This is a genomic window from Xenorhabdus ehlersii (assembly GCF_003610465.1).
Lineage (GTDB): Bacteria > Pseudomonadota > Gammaproteobacteria > Enterobacterales > Enterobacteriaceae > Xenorhabdus > Xenorhabdus ehlersii.
Genome location: NZ_RAQI01000002.1, coordinates 833,246 through 855,913 on the forward strand (window position 1 = coordinate 833,246; position 22,668 = coordinate 855,913).

Here is a 22,668-nt window from a genome sequence, read left to right on the forward strand (position 1 = left end):
CTCTAAAGGCTCAGAGCACTTTAGGAAAAACACTTAAATAAATATTTTTTTATTCGCTACCAGAAAAAAGAACATCCGATAATAAACAAAAGGCCATCCCCCTATCGGCAGATGGCCTCTAAAAATATTTTATGCCTGAGCTTGATTACTCTCAGAGCATGACTATTTATGATGCTGATTATTTATACGACTTACTGTGTGCATAGATAATAAGCATCATTGCTAATGTCACGCATAATGCCATTGAGCCTACCATCGGCCAAGCATTCTCCTCAGGCAATAGAGACAAAATAGCGCCCACCGATGCAGCAATACTAAAACGGATAGTTCCTGCTAGTGAAGAAACGGTTCCGGCCATGTGGGGATAATCGTCCAACACAACAGCCATAGTGTTAGACGTAATCATGGAAATTCCGCTGATATAAATGGCAACCCCCATAACCAGAGAAATAAATCCCAGATCAAACAGGGTACTAAACAGTAGCCATAAGCCCACGACAAATTGAACAAACAGACCAATATGCAACATTTTTAATGGGCCATATTTACGTACACACTGGCTATTGATAGTTGCCATGATGAACAGAAAAATAATATTCAGCCCAAAATAGTAACCAAAATGCTGCGCAGGTACACCGTTCAGTTTGATGTACACAAATGCACCAACACTGAGAAAAGAGAACATTCCAGCAAAGGAGAAACCACTAGCTAAGATGTAGCATAGTACCTGGCGTTGCCGAAACAGCATAACGAACTGTCTTACAGTAGTTTTTAAGTTAAATTTCTGCCTTTTCTCTTTAGGTAATGTCTCTTCTATGAAGAGAGCCACCAGGGCAACAGTAATGACTGCAACCAGAGCAATCGACCAGAAAATAGCATGCCAGTTAAACCATACCATCAACATCCCACCCAACATAGGAGCCAATAAAGGTGCGATGATCATCACCAATGTCACAAAAGACATACTGCGGGAAAATTCCTCTTTTGTGAACCTATCACGCATCAGAGCGTTGATAACAACACCGGCAGCCGCAGCAGAAAATCCATGTAAGAAACGCATGGAAATAAAGGTATCAATATCTTGTGCCAAAGCACATGCAGAAGAAGAGATAGCAAAAACAATGACACCTCCCAAAATGACTGGCTTGCGTCCTAAGCTATCCGACATTGGCCCATAAATCATTTGACCAATAGCAAAGCCCAAAATATAGCTACTCAGCGTCATTTGTACCAGACCATCACTGACACCAAAACTCTCAGCGATCGTTGGCATACTCGGCAAATACATATCAATTGCCAATGGCATTAACATAGAAAGCAAACCAAGGATCAATACTAATCCCAAATAAGACGAACGCTGTTGTTGCACGCAGTTACTCCTGAATCAATTGAAGGATAAAAATTAAGGGGTTGGCATTTGTATGCTGTTGATCTCATTATCAGTCAGCGCCCGATATTCTCCTGGCTCCAATACAGGATCGAGATAAATTTCGCCGATTCGCTCCCGATGAAGCGCAACAACATGATTCCCTACTGCGGCAAACATCCGTTTTACTTGGTGATAACGTCCTTCGCTAATAGTCAAACGAACAAGTTGAGGCTCGATAATTTCCAGTTGGGCGGGTTTTGTCAGTGTTTTTTCCCCATTTAACTGCACCCCTGCCAGAAATTTTTGCTCGGCATCTTCAGAGACTGGGTGTTCCAATGTCACAAGATAAGTTTTTTCGCAGTGATGCTTGGGGGATGTAATACGGTGTGACCATTGACCATCATCAGTCAACAAAACCAACCCTGTAGTGTCGATATCCAAACGCCCTGCTGAATGTAATTTATGAACCACAGGCTCATCGATAAAATACAAAATTGTTGGGTTTGACGGATCATCGGTTGAACATACATATCCCTGGGGTTTATTCAGCATGAAATAACGAAGGCCATTGAGTTGTTGCAATATCGTGCCATCATAGGCAACTTGTTGATCGGGCCTCAATTTATAGGCTCCTGTTTTGATGATCTCATCATCGACAGTAACTAGCCCTGCCCGCAACTCGCGCCCTACATCGTTGCGGCTAATACCTAATTGTTGTGATAAAAATTTATCCAATCGCATGAATAGATGTACCTGACAAAAATAAACACATATGAACATGTCCTTGATATTATGAACAACTTCAAGGCCACTATTGGGATAAAAGAATAAACAGATAATTCATAGAAAAATCATCACATCAGTAACTATATCAACAATAAGTTACACGTTATAGCCCACCTGATCCTAGAAAAATAATGACGAATTATTTCTCGACGGCAGGCTTCAATGAAAAATGTTATTCTCTACCGTAATTATCTTTTACCTGATATTTGTGACAGTAACATAAAAATGGCTTTTACTTTACGTCCTTATCAACGAGAAGCGGTAGACGCAACCATTCGCTATTTTCGTCAGCACAGAGATCCCGCCGTTATTGTTTTGCCAACAGGGGCAGGTAAAAGCCTTGTCATCGCTGAATTGGCAAAGCTGGCTCATGGCCGTGTTTTGGTACTGGCACATGTCAAAGAACTTGTTGCGCAGAACCACAGCAAATATTGTGCTTATGGATTAGATGCAGACATTTTTTCCGCAGGGCTAAATCAAAAACAAAGTGCAGGAAAAGTGGTTTTTGGCAGTATTCAGTCCATTGCCCGCAACCTGGATTACTTTGACCACCATTTTTCTCTGCTAATCATCGATGAATGCCACCGCATCAGCGATGACGAAAACAGCCAATACCAACAAATCATCCAGCAACTTCGAAAAAAAAATCCTCAAATCCGCATATTGGGTTTAACCGCAACACCTTATCGCCTCAGTGCTGGCTGGATATATCAATATCATTATCATGGCATGATCCGTGGTGACGAACGCAGTTTTTTTCGCGATTGTATTTATGATCTTCCATTGCGTTATATGATTAAGCATCATTTTCTGGTTTCTCCAGAAAGATTGGACATGCCTGTAATGCAATATGATTTCAGTCAAGTACGAACCAGCCAACAAGGGATATTCAATGAAGCAGAATTAAATCGGGAGCTTAAACGCCAAAAGCGTATAACTCCTCATATCATTAGACAGATCGTTGAATATGCACAAAATCGAAAAGGTGTGATGATTTTCGCCGCGACAGTCGAACATGCCAAAGAAATCTTCCAATTACTGCCTACAGGACAAGCCGCACTAGTCAGCGCAGATACCCCATCATCTGAACGAGATCACTTAATTACGGCATTCAAGGAACAGCAACTCCACTATATGGTCAATGTTGCTGTACTCACAACAGGATTCGATGCTCCCCATGTTGATTTAATCGCCATATTACGTCCTACAGAATCTGTCAGCCTTTATCAGCAGATCATCGGGCGCGGCTTACGTTTATTTCCTGACAAAAAAGATTGCCTGATTTTGGACTATGCTGGCAATCCCCACAATCTTTACACTCCTGAAATCGGTAACAGTAAACCCAACTCACAAAGCCAGCCCGTTCAGGTATTTTGCCCTATCTGCCAATTTGCCAATACTTTCTGGGGGATATGCACGACAGATGGAGAAATCGTTGAGCATTTTGGGCGACGCTGCCAAGGTTGGGAAGAAGACGAAAAGGGGAAACGTCAACAATGTGATTTTCGTTTCCGTTTTAAATCATGCCCCCATTGTGGTGCAGAAAACGATATCGCGGCCCGGCGCTGCCATCGTTGTGAAGAAGTACTCGTCGATCCCGATGATATGCTGAAAGCAGCCTTAAAACTAAAAGATGCACTGGTGCTACGTTGTGGTGGCATGCAACTAACACCAGGTCACGATAATAAAGGAGAATGTCTCAAAATCACCTATTACGACGAAGATGGTGCGAACGTATCCGAATTATTCCGTTTATCTACCCCAGCCCAAAAGAAAGTATTTGAACTGCAATTTCTTCGCCAACATCAGCGTGCACCAGGAACCGTTTTTCGCTGGAGAACAGCAGAAGACGTTGCTAATCAATTTCCTTTATTGCGTCATCCTGATTTTGTTGTCGCGCGTAAAAAAGGGCAATTTTGGCAAATCAGAGAAAAGGTTTTTGACTATCAAGGGCGATTTAGAAGGGCTGATGACTTGTACTAAATATGCCAAACAGACTATCCATTAACCAACCGGAAAGCATATTTATATTTGCTGTCATATCGGTTTTTCGCTAGAATGCCGCCCGCTTAGCATAATAACTTATGTTAAGCCAAGTATCGAACCTGCTGCTGGGTCGCCTGTAGCAGGATTTATTTTCTTCTTTTACAGAGAAAAAATAATGTTAACTATTAATGCAGAAGTACGTAAAGAGCAGGGCAAAGGTGCGAGCCGCCGCCTGCGTAGAGCTAACAAGTTTCCAGCGATCATCTATGGTGGTAACCAAGAACCACTTTCTATCGAACTGGATCACGATGCAGTTATCAACCACGAAAGTAAGCCAGAATTTTACGAAGTTCTGACCCTGGTTGTTGATGGTAAAGAAACTAAAGTTAAAGTGCAGGCAGTACAGCGTCATCCGTTTAAACCTAAACTGACGCACATTGATTTCCTGCGTGCTTAATTAGCCACAGTCGAGCTTTTATCGGGACGCCGAGTAAATAACGCCGCAATTGCGGCGTTATTTATTTTTACAACTTGTTTTTTCACAGTAGCCAACTAGCGATTGCCACCACCATGACGTTGCAATTGATCGCGCAAATTCGGTGGCGTTCCCTTAATCGTCAACGTATCTGTTACTGGGTCCCAAAAAATTCGTTCTCCCATCAACATGGCATCAAAGTTAATGGTTAATCCTCCACCACTGCCTGCAAATTTTGTTAATTGGCGCAACGTGCCGCGATCAGCAGGAAAGCTCTCTTCCAATTCATAGCCTTTTTCCTGCGAAAATTGCTGAAAGTTTTGCTCACCCAACGCGGGTAACTCTTGGGATAGCGCTTGTAACTTAATTTCCTCACCCGCCTGTAACTGTTCATTACAATAACCATAAACTTGCTGACGATAGGCCTGGCGTTCATTTTTATCCAACTGTGCCGACTCACAATAATCATCCAAAGCCTGCAACAAACCTTTATTTTGAACTTTGGCATTCATGCCTTCACTGGCGGCAAGGAAATCCATAAAAAAGTCTGAAACCTTGCGCCCTACCCGCCCTTTTAAGAACGTCAGGTAACGGCTAGATTCAGGATTGGTTTCCCACTCAGTTAGATCGATTCGTGCAATAATATCAGCATGAGGAATATCAAGATATTGCGTCGTATTTACATCGAGTTCATCATTGACGGATGTGCTGTTACAGCTATTAAGAACTGCAATCAGTAAATATTCCACAGCAAGATAACGATATTGACAAAACAGCACCGTTCCCCCTTCTGCGAACGGATACTTTGCCAACTCATCTTTCAAGCGAACAGTTGCAGCCCGACTAAATCCGAGAAAATCGTCATCTCCTTTACGTAGATGACGGAGTGATCCCGCCAGCTCACTTTCTTCATTGAACAAACCATAAGCTTTACTTTTCGCGCTATATACACGATGCAGCTCTGCCATCAACTCTTCAACCACTTGGTTGGTATCCAGCAAAGCATCACGCAAAATCACTTCCAACGTCTGTTCATCACGTTTAATCAACCGATGTATCGCGATCTGGGTAATTTCCAGACTCATTATTTATACTCCTTTTGCAACGTTGGCCATATGGGCCGTGCGGTTAGCGACGTATTCAAACATCGTTATCTTTCTGCTGCAACCAAAAACCCAATTGACAAAAATACTCGCCATTTAATTGTCAACATCCTACATATCAAAGACTAAAATGATGCAGCATCTTCAATATTGGCAACAACTCCGGCAGCAGAGAGTTAATTTGTCATAAAAAAAGCAGAAAATCCCCCCTCTATACGGTAAGATATGGGGCTTTGTACATTCAGGATTTTTGATTTATGCCACAGTCATCTCGCTATAGCGATGAAAAAGTTGAACATTTATTAACTGAATTAGTAAATGTTTTCGAGAAAGACCATACTCCAACTGACCTGACCTTGATGGTTTTAGGTAATATGGTAACAAATTTGATCAATACGAGTATTGCTCCTGCACAACGCAGACATATCGCAGACTCGTTTGCACACGCGTTGCAGTCTTCAATCAACGAAGATAAAGCGCATTAATCTTTATTAAAACGTTGACGTAAAGAAAATATGGTGACTAGCTGTCGGCATTACCGCGAAAAAGTTTCTCAGATGATCAGTTGGGGACACTGGTTCGCGCTGTTCAACATAATGTTCAGTCTTGTGCTGGGCAGTCGCTATTTATTTGCATCTGACTGGCCGGGTTCACTGTTTGGTCGCATCTACGCGCTGGTCAGTTGGCTTGGCCATTTCAGTTTCATTGTCTTTGCCATCTATTTACTTATTTTATTTCCGCTGACATTTATCGTTATGTCTCAGCGGCTAATGAGGTTTCTTTCGGCCACGTTGGCAACAGCAGGTTTAACACTACTGATATTTGATTCCTCCATCTATGTTCGCTTTCATCTGCATTTAACTCCATTGGTTTGGGATTTAGTCACCAACCCAGAACAAGGTGAATTAGCCAGAGAATGGCAACTGATGTTCATCTGTATTCCTTTGATTTTTCTAATACAGATGCTTTTTGGCACATGGAGTTGGCAAAAGTTACGTAGCCTGAGCCGTCAACGATTTGGTAAGCCACTGGCAGCAGTATTCATTACTGCTTTTGTCGCTTCACATCTCATGTACATCTGGGCAGATGCCAATTTCTACCGTCCGATTACCATGCAGCGCTCAAACTTACCAATTTCTTATCCAATGACCGCCCGCAAATTCCTTGAAAAACATGGTCTATTGGATCAGCAAGAATTTCAACGCCGCATTAACCAACAAGGCAATCCCACAGCCTTGAGTGTCAATTATCCACTGAATAATTTATCTTATCAGGATACTGGGCGCGGTTATAACTTACTTCTGCTTGTCGTGGATGGGCTGGATCATCAAGACATCACCCATGATATGCCAACTCTGGAACATTTCGCGAAGAACAATATCCAGTTCACTCAACATTTCAGTGCAGGCATTCAAGATGACACTGCATTGTTTGGTTTATTCTATGGCATATCATCAGGCTATCTGGACGGTATTCTTAACGCCAGAAAATCCTCAGCACTTATTGATGCCCTGACACATCAAGGGTATCAATTTGGCCTCTTTTCTTCAGATGGATTCCAGACACCACTTTATCGCCAGGCCATACTGACCGACTATTCATTGCCAGAAGCTAAAAAGCAAAATGATAACTTAACAGTGACGCAATGGAGCCAATGGTTAGATCTACGCAATGGTTCCACACCATGGTTCTCATTTCTGGATATTAATGGCGTTGTACCTTCATCCGGTAAATTTGATAAGAAAGCGCTGGATACTGAAATCAGCCATGTTTTAGAAGTCCTGAAAACTAAAGGCGCCTTAGATAAAACAATCATTGTGATTACAGCTAAACAGAGTAAAGAAACAGCAGATAACAGAGCAAAATGGTTTACGGGTGACAAATTCAATCGTGAACAGCTCCATGTTCCCCTGATAATTCAGTGGCCTGGTACCCCAGCACAAACTATCGATAAACTGACTAGCCATCAAGATATCATGACAACCTTAATGCGCCGTTTATTGCATGTTACTAATTCTCCTGAAGATTATTCCCAGGGTGAAGATCTCTTTAATGCCCAAAGAGAAAATCCATGGCTTATTACGGGTGATAATGGTTCATTAATTGTTACGATGGCCCAAAATACTGTTTATCTTTCCAAGGATGGAGAATATCATCTGTATGATTTAGATGGTGATGAAATTCAGGATGCCAAACCAAACCTTGCCCAGTTATTACAAATATTAACGGAAGTGAAACGATTTTTAGCAAATTAATTGTTTGAAAATCAAGCACTCACTAAATTAGGGGCTTGCTTTGCAAATAAAAAACGGTAATATAAGAGAAGTCATCGGCATGTAGCGCAGCTTGGTAGCGCACCGTCATGGGGTGTCGGGGGTCGTAGGTTCAAATCCTATCATGCCGACCAAATTTCCCTAGAAAAACCAACCTGTTACGGTTGGTTTTTTTATGGCTAAAATTTGCTTGGGGTAAAATGGGGGTAAAATGGGGGTAAAATAGCCGACGAAAAATGGCAAAAGCGCGCTAACTTTGGAATGGATTTTGTTGTTGGCTAAAGGGGAATGAAATGCCTTTTTTCTTGCTGTTTTTTTCAATAGTTCTGATTGATATTCATTAGAAAAAATATTCATTGACATCTTTTCTATACACATTGAAAAAAGATGAAGTTGCAAACATTCGTGACAATGACATATGCATGGACTACACCTGTTGGCATGAACCCCTGTTGGCATGAATCAATGCCAAAGAAGAAGTTTCTTGGATATTAATTCTGATTTTGTAATCAACAGAAATTGAACTGGTGACCTATTGATTACAAGTCAGTAGTTTTAATTTTAAATCAATCAGATACCGCATGAAATCACGCTTTCACATCTAATGATTAAAAATCTATCGCGTCCCAAATCCGTCCCACCCCCTGCCCCAAATTCCACACCGAATTTTCCGGAGTTTGGGTGATTTCACTCAAAACTACCCAATACCCCTCCAAATCCTCATTTTGCTCGTTTATTGAACTAATAATTTGTTTAATTTCAGCATATTCAACAGCCAGATACCCGTTTTTACTCACCCTGAGTATCCCAGAACTGCGTAAGCTGTTGTCAAAATTGATGGAAAAAACGGGAGAGGCAGTCGAACAGATTTTACATTGGTCAGACTGGCGGCGGCGACACCAATACTATGCACAACAATGTCATTACCGTCGTCGGAATAACCCTATGGTGACAGAGCTATTACGGCTGTAGTACTAAGTGCAATCGTGTACTTGATGCACATTTGCATAAAGCATAATTCACATAAGCGCACCACAGATATTCGTAATAGATTACAACATGTTTATCTACTGTAATTTTTAATTACTTGCGCCCATAATTTCCATTTCATTACCATTTTTAGCTGATTCAATTTATCAGATTTTTTCTTTCGTAGGAATGGGCTTTCAACTAAGTGCCATGATAATGCGGCCAGAATAATTGTCATTATAAAGCTAAGAATCATACTTCCATAAAACCCTAGCCCCATCATATTAATACTAACTTGCTGAACAGGAAAAGCATAAATATAAATGCCATATGAATAATCAAATTTTCCAGAAATAACTTTATCTTCAAATGAAACCCCAATAAAAATGGCAAGCAAACTAAAGAAGATGTAACCTACAATTTTATGATCTATTAATGGAGTAGTTGTCATCATATAAGCTGAAAGTATAATTAAAGTGAATATTTTTATTTCTTTTTTGTTCCACGCATCCACTGAAATCGCCAGTGATGCACCAAGAAAAAAGCACATACCGCGAGTTATAAGCATATCGACAGGAACATTAAAAAAGAAGTCGTTGTAACCCGTTTTGAGAACATAAAGTGCGGCAACAAGAAATATTGCAAATATGAGTGGATATACAGATGTGGAACGAGTAATGCTTATAGCACAACCAAGAATGAGATAACATGCGAATTCAACCGGCAGTGACCAGAGGCTTCCCATCATGCTTGGTTTAAATATAAAGTTGCTGGCTAAATAGCTTGTATCAACATTTTGAAGTGTTACTGTTTTCAGTATATTAACAAAAATAGGAGATGACAGGTATTCTGTAATATTTCCATAATTTATAATGCAGCCAATTATGACAAATACAAATATGGAGCATGGTATAAGGGCTGGAAATATTCTTCTACACCTTTTGGCCATGAACCCAGAAAATCCTTCAGACCTCATTCCTGACATACAAATAAGATATCCTGAAATGGAGAAAAAAACTATAACAGAAATTCCACCCAAGCTTTCCATATTTGCAATAGTTGGTTCAGGCATTCCAGATAATGCAAAATGATGCGAAAAAAGAACCATCAAAGCAGCAAGTAACCTAATGACATCAAAGCAATTATTTCTTCTCATAAACGATCCAGATCAAAATGGCATGATAATTTGGCGCCAAAATATCATATCGTCATGTTATTGCAAGTATATTATATTGCGTTAATAATTTACGATTTTATGATGACGGCGGCTAGAACCACACAAGGCAAAATGATCTAGAAATAGTTTAATAGTGGCTGAATGATAAGTTCAAACCTTTTATAGAATACGAATCTCACCCTTGACATCAGTAATGATTCCCGTCACAAGATTATTAGCTCCTTCAATCTGAACATAAGGCGGATTGTCAGAGTTAAGAGCTAGGTTTAGAGTGAACTTCACTCCTGTAGATGTGAACTCATACAACTTACCTGCAACAAATAACCCTGATACCGCCTTCGTTCCGCCCACATACTCTACTGAGATGTTTACATACAGCATTTCAGTCAGGCTACGAACCGCCCTGGTTCGCAGTAACAACGTGGTGCTTGATGTATTTATCCATTCAAAACCATTGCTACTTTGCAAACCATCGCTATACTGACCAGCATAATTACCTGTAATTCTATGGTTTATAACATTACCAACTATTTGACCAAAAATCTTTTCCTGACGCCAGCCAATATGTATACCAATATGTGTGTTATCTAACAGGAAATCGTTGATGCTGGATGCTAGATCTGTTGGCCTATCAACAGTAAAACCAGCTCCGTAGGTATTATCAAGACCACTAACTATATTCGATATCGAAGGCATATCCTGAAATCTAACCGACCGATCAATGTAAAACTGATTGGCGGGTGATGGGGTGTAAACCACTAGTCGCATATTTGTATCATTCTGGAAGTTAACATAGCTATTGTAAATTGCAGAGCTATGCACATAGCCAGCAAACACTATGGCTGCATTTGATATGTTTTCAATATAAGCACCATCAATATATAGATCATAAACAGTAGCTTTAAATTGCACCCCCACGGATTGACCTTCAAATGACACCTGACTCATTTGCAAAGCGGTTACTGGGCCGTCAAATCTATAGCCAGTCACTGCATTTGTAGCAATAAGTCGATTCATTTTGTTAAGGTTATGAAACCCCTCAAAAACAAATCTGTCTCCAACTTTTTCGACAGGATATTCACCAGTCAGGCTATCAAATAGTGTGAAATAATTGTTGTTAGACTTGAGTAAAGTTGCTGAGCAATTACATGAAATATCTCTGATTTTGCTGTCGTGATGCCAATCTTGTATCCGCATGGTGGGCGCAGTGAGATTCCCGACTTTGCTGACAATACTAAATCCATGCAAATCAATATATTTACTGTAATGAGAGTCAAGTATCGTTCCATAGTTGGACTTCAGCACGCCGTTATCATAGTAACCAGACTCAAACAGGGTTACATCTGTCAGCATGTTAAAAACACAGCCCTGCCCGTCAATCTCTTGCCGCTGCGCTTTTACGAATGTGCTGTCAAAGTTCTGTGGGATCAATATCGTTGAAGAAATGCCATATTTTTTTCCTGAAACGCCGCAAACTTTTCTGCCGGCAGCAAATCCACGCTCTATAGCAATCTGGATGTACGCAGAGCAATCTATTGTTTCGGTATTTCCCTTAACGCTATCTGGAATAAAGTCGTCAAATGTAAATAACTGACTGGCTTTGTATTCCAAATTAGATGGCATTGCATCTGCAGAATCCTGAATGAACCCAACCTTACTTGACCCATCCGGTTCTGACAATTGGATCTGAAACTGATCAGGATCATATTTCAATACATTAGGGATATAATGCTGCTGCGCTCCATAGCTATCATAAACAGCCATAGAATGCCCCTCAACGGTCACGAACTTGGCAATCTGCCCAGCATAAACAGGATAACCAGCGGCATTGATAATGATAGGCTGGGAAGTAGGTATATGCGCTCCGTTCTCACGCTCAAGATAAACCTGAATTTGGTTATCTGATATGGTGGGATCTGTATCTATCTTGCCAATGTATATCCTACCGTTCGAACACGCCTTGAATGAACGCGCCATAGTAAATAACTGTGATGGCATTGAGACGACAACATTAGGTATTATTTCTGACATTTATGTCACTCCAGGCGTGCGGAATCCCAGCAGGGGATACTGTATTGGTTGAAATTTGGATGTAAAAAAACCGCAGTTAAGCGGCGTTAGGTGGTTTGTTGAATCTGAGAAAAACAGATACTATTCGAAGCTTTAGTTAAACTGTATGAAAGGATAAAAAATGAATAACTGGAACAATAACCAATCATCACCCGAACAACTAAAGAAAGAGATAATAAGGCTCCAAAAACTGGTTTTCCTCATTTATTCCAAGCTGCCACAGGAAGAAAGGCAAGCTATCTTTGACCAGCTATCAAATTCATTTGACCCAGAAGATAAAGACATTTCTATGCTTATAAATAGTTACCGGATCTAATCACGGCAAGATGGTTATCACGCGACTGCTTGAGGATTTCAAGGCGCTTTGTAGTTTTCTCAATCTCAGCGTTACATTCTTCAAGCTCTTGATTGGCCATCTTCATAGACATAATTTTGACCGCTGATTCTAGGCGATCTAAGCGTTCTTCAATCGACATGTTCAATCTCCTTTGATTGGGGTAATATAACAAAAAATAAACAGTGAGGTGATGGTATAAAAAAATTATCAACCTTCAAATGGAAGCACTGGTAAATCCATTTATAGATGAAGAAGTTCCAATTTTTTTAAGTTACATTCGTGAAGCTGGATTAGATGATTGAGTCTGATTATCATCCTGTTGATTAATCCAGCCAATTATCCCAATACGGGCAATCGTTCGTTTGTCTATATCGGACAATGTGTCATAGAACTCTCTCCATTGCTTAGAGGTTCTGAGTTTGGCTTCATCAAAGTCTTTACGATATTTGCTCTTTCCTCTTGCGGGAGGAACTTCAATGCCTTTAGTCGCTTGCTGAAACTCAGATGATAAAATTAATTTTTCCGCTGCCTCAGAAGATCCTGCACCGCCAGCCATGCGAGCACGTGCAGCTAATTTTTCCCCTAATGCGCCACCTGCAACAGCACCTAATGGCCCTAACTTTGTCCCTGCCATTGTGCCGACTCTGCCTGCATATTTAGCCATTAACTCATGAGGTGCGGTCACTGCATCAAAGCGTTTTGTAAAATCATTCAAACGCCCTGTAGTGATTTCGAATGACTTTGCTCGCCGGATAGCATTGGCCACGACATAAGTATCATGTAGTCCAGACATAAACTCACGAGGCATATATTGCGCCAGAATACGAAGATTGCCGGATTTTCTGAGATTCTGATACCAGTCAGCAAAACCAGCAGGGTTGAAATCAGCGCCGCGCTTGCCTGCTGATAGCATATCCCTGATAGCAGTTCCGGCGACCTCTTGGCGCATTTGTCTGCTGGGAATGTTTTTCATTAACTCAGAGAATTGTTTCGAATTCCCCCGCGCAAGAGAGGCAACCGCCAATGTGCTACGATTCGCGATATCTCCTGTCAGGTTCTTGCCGCGCAACTGCACCATCTGATCTTCCAGCCCTTTACGCATTTGAACCAAGCGCTGAGCTACTTCAAAGTCCCTGCCAGCTCCCACGTCACCTAATACAGTCCGCTGATCTTTAGATAACTGAGAGTAGAGATATCGCAATGCTCCCTCATCAGCATCTTTATATGGACCGCGATTTTTAAATAATGCCTGACCAACTAAACGGCGCTGCTTATTCAGGTTGGCATAAGTGAGAATACCATCCTGACTGGGATTAACGGCCTTGAATACAGCCTTCTCGATCGTGTCCAGATTTTCCCAGCCCCCTAATTCATCAGCCTTTCTCTCAAGTGCTGCGGCTGTATTATTAGCCTCAACACGGGTTGCGGGCAGCATGGCATTATCAATCTGTTTATAAAGCTGATCACTACGATGCTCAAGTGCTGCCATCCTGCTGTCAACCTGTCCAATAATTTTCTGATTCAATGATAGTGTATCAGGGGCTTTAGCAACGTCATCAATGAGTTTTCCGGCACTCTCAGAAAGTTTCAGGATAGCCACATCTTCTTGCTGCTTTAGTGCAGAACCAGCACGGGATTTAATGGCCTGTTCAACGGCTTGATATTGTTGGTTGCCTGATAAATGGGAAGGGAGAAGATCCTCAGTTACTCCAAGTCTATCAGCGGCGGCTTTTACATCAGGCTGCACTTTGACATCAAGACCTTGAAGGGAAGAAGCTAAGTCGGGGTTCTTCTGGGCTGCCATTTGGCGAAGTGTTTCTTCTGGCGTTAGTTGTTTCTGAGGGGGAGGTTGCGGTGCACCTTGTCCGGCTCCACCTGCTCCACGAAATAGCTTATTCAGCCCTGTCTTTTCACCAACGACATTCAACGCCTTACCCAGAACCGGAGTGACAACCCTAGCCACCCCGCTAGCCGCAGTACCAATACCGAGATCAGTCGCCAGCCCACCCGCATTATCTTTTGAGCTGTTCTGAGCCAATGCGCCTATAGTATTTTCAGCCACCATATCAGCCAGTTTAGTTGCCCCTCTCTCCAGTTTACCCGCATTGGCAACGGAGCCAAGGGCTACTGCGGCTTTCTCTGTGCCAACACCCGGTATTAAGTACGGCGCGACTTCTGCGCCGATTTGAGCGTAAGAATCTTGGGGCTTAAGACTGTTTGGTAACTCAAATCGTTGTGCGGGTGTGTATGTTCCATCACCTAATCCAGCCTTTTCACCCGCCCAAGCGCCAGCACTAACCACCGCATCACCAATGCTGGGAATAATATTAGCCACGTTTACGCCAGCTTGAAGAAAGCCTTTTCCAGCTTCTGCGATTGGGTTACCTGCTTGTTGCTGTTGTGGTAATGGATAGGCTGCATAGAATTGTTGTCGTGCGGCTTCGACCTTATCACCGGCTTTAGGTACAACTATTTCATTGAAATATTGTTCCTGCGCCGCTGCCTGCTGTTGTAGGTTTAGCGATTGGTATTGTGGGGACGCAACAACGTCCCGCCACGGTTTAGCCATTAGTCACCCCATAAACTTGAATATTCACTTTGATTACTGGATGGAGCCGCTTGCTCTTTTCTATATTTCTCCGCCTCCGTACTGAATTTATTATCCAGTCTCTGCTTTCCCTTATTGGTGACGGAAATGATTGTCTTAATCGTTTCTTTGGCCGCTTTTTCTGATATGGAGGGAGAAAGCTTACCTATAGCATCTGTCACCCTCTGTCCTTCCGCATTAGATAATGCCCCCAGCCCCTTCATTAACTGAACGTTTGCTAGAAATGTCTGTGATTTCAGTGTGTCAACCAAGGCCTCAGTATTGGCGGCATCAGTACCTGGAAGATATCTGTTACCAAAGGGATTTATATTAATCCCGAAATATCCATTAAATCCCGGGCTATCTAATATCCGGTTTGCCGTACCGATGGTTTGATCAATAGCATTGATCTGACTGAGATAGGTATCATATTTATCAGTTTTAGCTTGCTCGCCTTTCCGTTTGAACTCTTGTTGTTTCAGAAGCAAGTCATCGCGTTTGATTTGATTTGTTTCCGTTTTTAATTGACGATCAATAGCATTTTGGGCGAACTCGGCCTTTTTGATCTCCCTGTTGAGGCGGGCATTTTCAGCCCCGATATCTTGTCCGCGCATCTGGATATCTTGCCCCCTACGCGCCGTAGTTGCTGATATATCCTGACCTCTCGCCTGTAGCGACTCAGAAGCCTGATTACTGCGGATGCTCTCAGACAATTTTCCGCGATCAATTTCCCGGCCTTCTTTCTTGTCCAGCACTGCAAGCTGGTCTTTCGCGCTCAATGTCCCCAGCTTAACGGTAAAAAGAACCTCATTGAATTGCTCAGGATTGTTCGCGTACATAGTCATTAACTGTTGAGGCGAAACACCTTTAGACTGAATAACCTCAGCATTCTGCACCAATGCCGCCGCTACATTACGCGGATCACCTGTCGATATCGCTAATTGCAATTGATTTACCGTACTATCTAATGCTGCAACATCTTGCGCGCTCCTGAATCCCAACTGAGCCTGAATATTTTGTAGCTGAGAGGGGTATTGAACTGCCAGTTCTCGCAGCTTTTGCGGATCATTGATTGCACCGGATAACGTCTGTTTAAATGCTTGCTGTTCGCTCATCTGTTGCTGCATTTGTTGGTTTTGCAGGTTTAGCCCCGTCAATTGAGATTGACCGAGCCTATTTTGTGTCTCCTTTAGTGCCTGACCTGCCAAATCAGGCATGAGAGATTCATAATAGTTAATTGGCTGAACCATCAGAACATGCCCCCCATCATCCCGCCAAACATTTTGCTGGCCATACCGCCGAACTGATTAATGTCCTGCGATGCACCATTATTGATGCTGTTGCTGGCACCCGCTGCAATCTGCCATGGAAGCGCTTTCCTCCCTGCATTTATTGCCCCTTGTTGGCTGTACAACGAACCGAGAGCATTCGCATTGTTAGCCGCTGCCGCAGACTGAGCGCCCGCACCCGACAGACCAACGTTAACCAACCCCAGCAACTGGTTATACATGTCTTGTTGCTCGGCCGTTTTCATGTTCAGATAGTTTTGTCCCAGTTGCGGCGCAATACTGACTAACTGATTACCTGTTGCCGTAGAACCTAATCCACCTGTTGCCTCAGCACCCGCCAACGCTTGATATCGTGCCTGATCTGCTAATTGTGCGTACTCTGGACTATTGAAGTACTGACCAAGTAAGGCATTTCGGTCTATCGGTTTACCCGCCAAGCCCTGTAAACCAGATAATCCAGATTGTCCAGCTTCACGGAACGGTGATAACCACTGGCCTTGCTGCTCAAACATCTGTGTCTGAGCATCAATGGCTCTGTCGTTTGACCGGGACTGCTCTTTAGCGCCTTTACTCGCCCCGATACCACCGATTATTCCGCCTACAGCGCTACCGATACCGCTAACTATTCCACCCATAATTAACTCCTAACCATTAAAAATAATTGTTCTCTGCGCCCATCAATAAGTTCAACGACATCATCTGATTGCAGGTGAAAGCCAAATTTCCGCGCCAAATTACAGACGTGCTTCGATGCTGAAAGGATCGGCGCATGGATAACCCTATTGCCAATCAGTGAAAGAATGTCGCTGGCTGCATCACTGGAGCGGTGTCTTTCGCCTTTCTTCATCGCCATGTGCAATTCAACATGTTCGCCTCGTTCAATCACCACAAATACACCGCAGCCCTGCCAGAGATAGTAATCAGCCGGATAATCCACCCATGACGGAACGCCCCACAACCGCATAAGTTGTGAACCAGTGATAGTGTCTATTTTTGTCATTAGTCGATGAGTCCGTGAGCTCGAAGTGCGTCTTCATACGCTTTGCATCTTTTCGCTAGCGATGTGACTGCATTCATTAGAGATTGGGTGACAGATTGATCGTAAGTTTGGCCTGCGTTCCATGACTGATTGGCATCAATTGCCCCTTTACTAGCATCACCAGTCATTACGGTAAAACCAGTGACCCTTTGACCCACAACATTGACGCCATTTATTAGGTAGTTGTTTTTTACATCGATGGGTGATGAGATAACTTGAGTTGCTGTTGCTTTCTTGGATACATAGTCAACTTTTATTTCAGATATCTGACCATCTATGTTTTGTATCTTTATCTTAAGACCATCAACATCATGCTCGATATTCAAAACCCTAACTTCAAGTTTTGCTAAGTCTTCCTCTGCTTTGGTGATTCTGACTTCGTGGTCTTCTAGCGTTTCTTCTGCCCGAGTTATTCTTTTTCCATGATCATCAAGGATAATATCTTGCTCATCGTTTTTAACCTGAGCATCATAGGCTCCATCACCTGCCTGATTAGCCTTGTTTGCCACATTGCCTAAATCAGCTCCCTGTTGAACGACATACAGAAAATAGGGTTGGGAGAAATTACTGGGGAGCAGCGTTGCATCTATTCGAGTCGCCTGTATTTCTACAGGGTTTTTGAGACTATTATCAGCCATAATTATTCCAACCTGATTTGGCAGCCGGAGAGGGTGACAGGGGATCTGGTGATTACTCGCACTTTAAATCCGATGTTTTTACGGATACGACCAACACGTCGCCACAATACCCGTTTGTCATAGATAAATGGTGCGTTCTGTTCGATCATCTGCTCGCGCCCGTAATTGATACCATCAGCCGTTGCAGAGAGAAATAACCTGTCAGCGTATTGAGATACACCAGTAGAGGCTTCCAGCTCGAAATCGAATACCCGTGCGTTGTCGGCTTTGAACATTGGCGTATACAGCAAATGCTCCTGCTGCTGCCCGTACTGGTCAGATGCAGAGAAATTAAGCTGTCCGGTCATAGGCTCGCGTTTATCACCAACCGTTATCTGATTACCCTCGAACATGAAATCGATACCGCGATAGACATCATCAAACAGGCCAGTTTTCAGGATGCACCACTGCACACCACTCTGACTGGCTGAGGCGTCGTAGCACAAAACATGACGCGGCAGATGAATAATCAATAATTCGTGTGCATCGAACCGCACCGTTTCCATTACACCAGCAGCCAGTTCATCCGCTGTGTAGTCTCTCAGCATCTTCTCTATTGATGCTGTGGCTATCGGGGCTACTTGTCCCTGACGAATGACATAGACCGATGGCGCACCAGTGGCCTGATGGCTAATAATGGCGTGGGAGTCACCGAACACTGTTTTGCAATGCGTGCCGGCAATCCCTTTTTGCACCATGAGTGAGGGCTGGGCGATATAAATTGCTGCCCGCGTATCAGTGGCACCCGTCAGTGAGAAATATTCAATGGTTGACGAACCGAAACAGACCACGAAATCACGCCATGTATCGATCCCGATAATACCATCCGGTTGGGATTCGGCACGGTATAGCGCACGATAACGGTCGGGATGGGACTCATCCTCCAAGTCAGTGACACCAAAAGTATCCGTTCCGTCTTTTACCCAGATATAACGGCCACGGGAACGGCAGATATCACGCACTGAACCGATAGCATATTGTTGATACCCAGACGAAGCAGGCCAGTTTTCCAGCCGCTTAACCGTACCGTCATAACGATAGATTGACAGCGCACTATTAGCTGCAACAGCCTGACTGTTATAGCTGTGCGCCATACTGACACGACCAGAACCAGAGACATCCCCAATGGTATTTGTACCTTTATATAGCTTGCTGCCCAGAACGCGATAAACCGCGGACTCTTTGGTGTTGAATTCGGCACCGCGCGATATTCCGGCAACATCAGCATGCTGAGTGATACCGGGGAAAGAGCGCAGATATCCCGGTGTCCCTAATATCTCTTTCGGTGTGGCCAACATATTGACCGGAAGCAGATCCACATAATCAGCATCGTGGAAGTTTTTACCATTCCCCTTCATCAGCGGGAGTTGTTGTATTGGCATAACTCACCTATATAACAGGGTTATTTTTTTCGATATAAAAACGATCCCATGAGAAAGCCTTTCGATTACCTGAGCCTGTCGGCATGTCATTTCGCCTTTCCAATGATGGAACGGTAGTCAGAGCGATACATATGGCTTGATAAGCTGAATCTGCCGCTGTTAACAACGCATCCGATGGCTGAATAACGTTATCCATGCACATTTGCACCGCTAACTTTAAAGAAACGCCATCATTGGCCCATGCAGGAATACCTGAATCATCATCCGGCATGGGTTGAACGCCATTGGCAGAGTCAGCAAACAGATATCCAAGTCCAATACCTTTCACTTGCCATTGTGCCATCATATCTTCTAGATCGCCGATTGAATCCTCGATAGACTGTGGATCAGCATCAGTCAGTGTCGCATCTGAATATAGACCAGCCTTTCGCAATGCCTTAAGAACTAAATCACCCTTGGTCTTCGCCATCTTTTACTGCCTCATTACGCTTGGGTTTTTCTGCGGTTTCGTTTGGATGCTTTACCCACCCCTGTTTCAAACTGTCTTCAATCTCTTCACTGATCACAACAATGTAATCCAGTGAATAAGAACCGCAGGTGATCATTGTGCCCTGTTTATACAGCATGGTTTTCATGTATCACCCCAAGATAACCCAATCATTAGCTAAGAGATCTGTTTGACTAGCAAGCCATCCCACCACTAACTTGTTATCAGCAGTTTTCATGCAGATGGAATCAACAAAGGATGGTTCGCCAACATATTCCCCATAACCATACTTAAGTCCCCTTTGTAATTCCGTTCCTTTAATTAAGTACAGGAACATCCCCTTTCCATTCCAACCATTACGGGCGATAGGTTTACCTTGTTTCAGGGCGTCTAATGCTGCACTAAATGTCATCATTGTCATTTCTCCAAAATTAGAAAGGGGCATAAGCCCCTCAGATTACTGTCCTGCAATCACTAACCCGACATACTCAGGAACCAGTACAGAACAACCATACAGCGTGGTAAAGCGGGTTGTCGTTACGCCTTTGATATGGTCAAAGAAGTAAGACATGATCAATGTTGCGCCTTGTTCAGTGGTGGCTGTCATCACCTGTGGGCCTTGTCCGGTAGGGAATGCCAATTTCCCGTACATCAATTCGACGGAACCATCAGCCCAGAATAAGTTTGTAGGCGCTGCATTCTTATTAAGAAGAGTGATTGCCGCGCCGTTTGCCGCATTAGTGTTAACGTTGGCATAAGGCTGGCTGGCAACATCAGCATTATCAGGCGGTAAAATCTGCGGAGAAATAGTCGCCGTAGAGCCACTGATAGCCAGAACGCGGAAAACCTGTAGCTGATCGGTGGTGTCTTTCGTGATTTGATGCACGGAATACACATCAGCAATCGTGAATGCGTCACCCACCTGCAATCCGGCACCAGATAATGTGATCGTACCCTGACGGTTATCAACCGGCATATCGTTAGCATCTTTTGCCACAACCTTGTGTGCTGGAGCCGCTGCCAGAGTTAACGCCTCAGCCGTACCTTTGGGGACACGCCCTGAGATATCTGTTTTGTAACTGTCAAAGCTGGCAACGGGTGGGATTTGCGCTTTTTCATAAGCCGTCAGCGTTGTGCCCTGCGCATAGGCACGCATACCCAATTCACCGGCCAGATCTTTGTAGTTGAACGGGTTCCAGAAAGAACGGCGATTGATACCCTGCGGAACACCAATCGCTGTCATGGTGGCGTCAATGCCTGCCGCACAGTTCCATAAATCACGCCCCTGTCCGCCAGAGGTATTATTCGCCATCGCAATCACATTGGTTGCACGCTGAGTAGCCATCTGGATCAGGTCAGAATCAATCTGCGCGGCAAGGCGTTGACCTGCTGCCCTGCCTGCTTCTGTTTTGTGTTCTGGATCACGCATTTCTCGTGCATCCAGCGTGTACAGGATGTTCTTGGGTTCTTTGAACACGGAGGGAACGAGGCGCTGAACCAGTGCTGTGGGTTCTTTGCCAGACAGATCTAGCCCCTCCTCCACGTTCATATGATAGTGCTGAGGGCGGTAAATGACATCGCCTGCACGCTGCATAGCGGTATCGCCGGGGCGGAATTTCTTCGCATTACGGGAGACTACGCCAGCGGCTTCAAAGCCGTCCACGTAGTTTTCAAACATGATTTCTAAGTCTTTTGCTAATTGATTAGCCATATTTCATCTGCTCCGATGGATTATTTCCTGGCTCTTTTGGCGGCGAAGTATTTATCCCAGTTGCCGCTTTCGAGTGCTTCTGATTTCAGTTTTTTCTAAATTATTCAGGGCAGCACCATTCCCGCCTTTAACTTCCGGCGTAGTGGCTGCGTTATTTTTGGGTTTTGGCATAATTCTCGCTTTTGACTCAATGGAACCAATCAAGCGACCAATTGCCACGGGGTCAGTGGCATTTGCCATTTGCTGGCGCAGTTCTGCATTGCGTCCCAACGCTAAGACGACCATTTCCGGCTTCTCAGCAAAATGTAGGATCATGGCCTGAATCACTTCCGGCACATCATCAATCACTGCCTGTTCAGCTTGTTGATAGCTGGGCACTTTCAGCGATTTCACTCGCTCCTGATAAGTCGCCATTTTCTGCTGATGCGCTTGCTGCAATACCTGCTGTTGCCGGTCTCGTTCTGCCTTTTGATTAAGATACTGGCTGTTTTTATCGGCCCATTCGGTAATCCTGGTTTGATAAATATCCTCATCCCAATCAATGCCTTCATCAGACAATTGCGGCATACGTGGCGGCTGGATAACTGGCTGTTGAAACTCCGGCTGCTGGGGCGGTTGCTGCTGGCGACGAAACGCTTTCAGCTCTTTATCTTTTTCCCTGATGGTGCTGCGCAGATGTTTAACTAACCCCTGCTCCTTTTCTTCATCACTGGACGGCGAACCCAGCTCTTCTTCACCAAAATAAAATGCCTGTTCTGAATCAATATCGTTAGTTTCAACGCTGGTATCGACAGTGTTATTGTCATTAGCGTTGTTACTATCAGTATCATTCAGTGCGTCACCGCCCGGAATTTGCTCAGGCGCTATGTTATTCAGATCATTTTCTGGTGGTGTGTTTTCTGCCGTATCAAACATAAATACCCCTTATTTACTCGATATAAGCCCATCGGA

The 22,668-nt window shown here is 43.6% G+C and carries 23 protein-coding genes and 1 tRNA gene; 6 read left to right on the forward strand and 18 right to left on the reverse strand.

Annotated elements, in window-relative coordinates:
- Nucleotides 1–178: 178 nt before the first annotated feature.
- Both BDE27_RS09765 and rsuA read right to left on the reverse strand, forming a co-directional pair.
- Nucleotides 179–1,369 carry a Bcr/CflA family multidrug efflux MFS transporter gene (locus BDE27_RS09765; protein ID WP_099131442.1) on the reverse strand — a complete coding sequence of 397 codons (1,191 nt, stop codon included), beginning with the start codon at nucleotides 1,367–1,369 and terminating at the stop codon, nucleotides 179–181.
- Between the two features lie 33 nt (nucleotides 1,370–1,402).
- The gene (gene rsuA / locus BDE27_RS09770; protein WP_099131443.1) at nucleotides 1,403–2,110 is read right to left on the reverse strand and encodes a 16S rRNA pseudouridine(516) synthase RsuA; all 708 of its coding nucleotides are present in this window, start codon (nucleotides 2,108–2,110) and stop codon (nucleotides 1,403–1,405) included.
- 270 nt (nucleotides 2,111–2,380) lie between these two features.
- Here rsuA and radD point away from each other — a divergent pair, with 270 nt between their 5' ends.
- The gene (gene radD, locus BDE27_RS09775; RefSeq protein WP_099131474.1) at nucleotides 2,381–4,138 is read left to right on the forward strand and encodes a DNA repair helicase RadD; all 1,758 of its coding nucleotides are present in this window, start codon (nucleotides 2,381–2,383) and stop codon (nucleotides 4,136–4,138) included.
- A 178-nt stretch (nucleotides 4,139–4,316) separates the two neighbouring features.
- The gene (gene rplY / locus BDE27_RS09780) at nucleotides 4,317–4,598 is read left to right on the forward strand and encodes a 50S ribosomal protein L25 (protein WP_099131444.1); all 282 of its coding nucleotides are present in this window, start codon (nucleotides 4,317–4,319) and stop codon (nucleotides 4,596–4,598) included.
- Nucleotides 4,599–4,693: 95 nt separating this feature from the next.
- On the opposite strand, the gene yejK is transcribed toward rplY, so the two are convergent.
- The gene (gene yejK, locus BDE27_RS09785; protein ID WP_099131445.1) at nucleotides 4,694–5,701 is read right to left on the reverse strand and encodes a nucleoid-associated protein YejK; all 1,008 of its coding nucleotides are present in this window, start codon (nucleotides 5,699–5,701) and stop codon (nucleotides 4,694–4,696) included.
- Nucleotides 5,702–5,976: 275 nt separating this feature from the next.
- Between yejK and BDE27_RS09790 the strand changes: the two genes are divergently transcribed.
- The 3 genes from BDE27_RS09790 to BDE27_RS09800 all read left to right on the forward strand — a co-directional run bounded on the left by BDE27_RS09790 (nucleotide 5,977) and on the right by BDE27_RS09800 (nucleotide 8,126).
- Nucleotides 5,977–6,204, forward strand: a complete 228-nt coding sequence (locus BDE27_RS09790; RefSeq protein ID WP_045971370.1) for a YejL family protein — start codon at nucleotides 5,977–5,979, stop codon at nucleotides 6,202–6,204.
- A 30-nt stretch (nucleotides 6,205–6,234) separates the two neighbouring features.
- Nucleotides 6,235–7,974, forward strand: coding sequence for an LPS biosynthesis-modulating metalloenzyme YejM (gene yejM, locus BDE27_RS09795; RefSeq protein WP_099131446.1), 1,740 nt, complete (start codon nucleotides 6,235–6,237; stop codon nucleotides 7,972–7,974).
- Between the two features lie 75 nt (nucleotides 7,975–8,049).
- Nucleotides 8,050–8,126, forward strand: a tRNA-Pro gene (locus tag BDE27_RS09800).
- Between the two features lie 7 nt (nucleotides 8,127–8,133).
- Here the strand turns inward: BDE27_RS09800 and BDE27_RS09805 are convergent.
- Nucleotides 8,134–8,355, reverse strand: a complete 222-nt coding sequence (locus BDE27_RS09805) for a hypothetical protein (RefSeq protein WP_147423941.1) — start codon at nucleotides 8,353–8,355, stop codon at nucleotides 8,134–8,136.
- Between the two features lie 462 nt (nucleotides 8,356–8,817).
- On the opposite strand from BDE27_RS09805, the gene BDE27_RS19440 reads away from it, so the two are divergent.
- A complete protein-coding gene (locus BDE27_RS19440) occupies nucleotides 8,818–8,964 on the forward strand; it encodes a hypothetical protein (protein ID WP_167450572.1) in 147 nt (48 codons plus the stop codon).
- 91 nt (nucleotides 8,965–9,055) lie between these two features.
- Here BDE27_RS19440 and BDE27_RS09815 read toward each other — a convergent pair whose 3' ends face one another.
- From BDE27_RS09815 to BDE27_RS09885, 14 genes are all read right to left on the reverse strand, one after another.
- Nucleotides 9,056–10,117: an acyltransferase family protein gene (locus tag BDE27_RS09815; RefSeq protein WP_099131449.1), complete on the reverse strand. Its 1,062-nt coding sequence runs from the start codon at nucleotides 10,115–10,117 to the stop codon at nucleotides 9,056–9,058.
- Nucleotides 10,118–10,297: 180 nt separating this feature from the next.
- Nucleotides 10,298–12,169 (reverse strand): phage head-binding domain-containing protein, encoded by a 1,872-nt coding sequence (locus BDE27_RS19915; RefSeq protein ID WP_244208742.1) that lies wholly within the window; start codon nucleotides 12,167–12,169, stop codon nucleotides 10,298–10,300.
- Nucleotides 12,170–12,501: 332 nt separating this feature from the next.
- Entirely contained in the window at nucleotides 12,502–12,684 is a 183-nt protein-coding gene (locus BDE27_RS09830) for a hypothetical protein (protein ID WP_038218603.1), read from the reverse strand.
- 132 nt (nucleotides 12,685–12,816) lie between these two features.
- Entirely contained in the window at nucleotides 12,817–15,114 is a 2,298-nt protein-coding gene (locus BDE27_RS09835) for a hypothetical protein (protein ID WP_208638580.1), read from the reverse strand.
- Nucleotides 15,114–16,382 carry a phage DNA ejection protein gene (locus BDE27_RS09840; protein ID WP_099131450.1) on the reverse strand — a complete coding sequence of 423 codons (1,269 nt, stop codon included), beginning with the start codon at nucleotides 16,380–16,382 and terminating at the stop codon, nucleotides 15,114–15,116. The genes BDE27_RS09835 and BDE27_RS09840 overlap by 1 nt, the downstream gene beginning before the upstream one ends.
- Nucleotides 16,382–17,056, reverse strand: coding sequence for a DNA transfer protein (locus BDE27_RS09845; RefSeq protein ID WP_099131451.1), 675 nt, complete (start codon nucleotides 17,054–17,056; stop codon nucleotides 16,382–16,384). The genes BDE27_RS09840 and BDE27_RS09845 overlap by 1 nt, the downstream gene beginning before the upstream one ends.
- A 2-nt stretch (nucleotides 17,057–17,058) precedes the next feature.
- On the reverse strand, nucleotides 17,059–17,421 hold the full coding sequence (locus BDE27_RS09850) for a hypothetical protein (RefSeq protein WP_099131452.1): 363 nt from the start codon (nucleotides 17,419–17,421) through the stop codon (nucleotides 17,059–17,061).
- The gene (locus BDE27_RS09855) at nucleotides 17,421–18,098 is read right to left on the reverse strand and encodes a phage tail protein (protein ID WP_099131453.1); all 678 of its coding nucleotides are present in this window, start codon (nucleotides 18,096–18,098) and stop codon (nucleotides 17,421–17,423) included. The genes BDE27_RS09850 and BDE27_RS09855 overlap by 1 nt, the downstream gene beginning before the upstream one ends.
- A 2-nt stretch (nucleotides 18,099–18,100) precedes the next feature.
- A complete protein-coding gene (locus tag BDE27_RS09860; protein WP_099131454.1) occupies nucleotides 18,101–19,519 on the reverse strand; it encodes a packaged DNA stabilization protein in 1,419 nt (472 codons plus the stop codon).
- Nucleotides 19,520–19,526: 7 nt separating this feature from the next.
- The gene (locus tag BDE27_RS09865) at nucleotides 19,527–19,988 is read right to left on the reverse strand and encodes a packaged DNA stabilization gp4 family protein (protein WP_099131455.1); all 462 of its coding nucleotides are present in this window, start codon (nucleotides 19,986–19,988) and stop codon (nucleotides 19,527–19,529) included.
- Nucleotides 19,969–20,154 carry a hypothetical protein gene (locus BDE27_RS09870; RefSeq protein ID WP_099131456.1) on the reverse strand — a complete coding sequence of 62 codons (186 nt, stop codon included), beginning with the start codon at nucleotides 20,152–20,154 and terminating at the stop codon, nucleotides 19,969–19,971. Before BDE27_RS09870 ends, BDE27_RS09865 begins: the two co-directional genes overlap by 20 nt.
- A gap of 3 nt (nucleotides 20,155–20,157) precedes the next feature.
- Nucleotides 20,158–20,421, reverse strand: coding sequence for a DUF2829 domain-containing protein (locus tag BDE27_RS09875; RefSeq protein WP_244208743.1), 264 nt, complete (start codon nucleotides 20,419–20,421; stop codon nucleotides 20,158–20,160).
- Between the two features lie 42 nt (nucleotides 20,422–20,463).
- Nucleotides 20,464–21,717, reverse strand: coding sequence for a P22 phage major capsid protein family protein (locus BDE27_RS09880; RefSeq protein ID WP_099131457.1), 1,254 nt, complete (start codon nucleotides 21,715–21,717; stop codon nucleotides 20,464–20,466).
- Between the two features lie 51 nt (nucleotides 21,718–21,768).
- Nucleotides 21,769–22,632, reverse strand: coding sequence for a scaffolding protein (locus BDE27_RS09885; RefSeq protein WP_244208744.1), 864 nt, complete (start codon nucleotides 22,630–22,632; stop codon nucleotides 21,769–21,771).
- Between the last annotated feature and the right edge of the window lie 36 nt (nucleotides 22,633–22,668).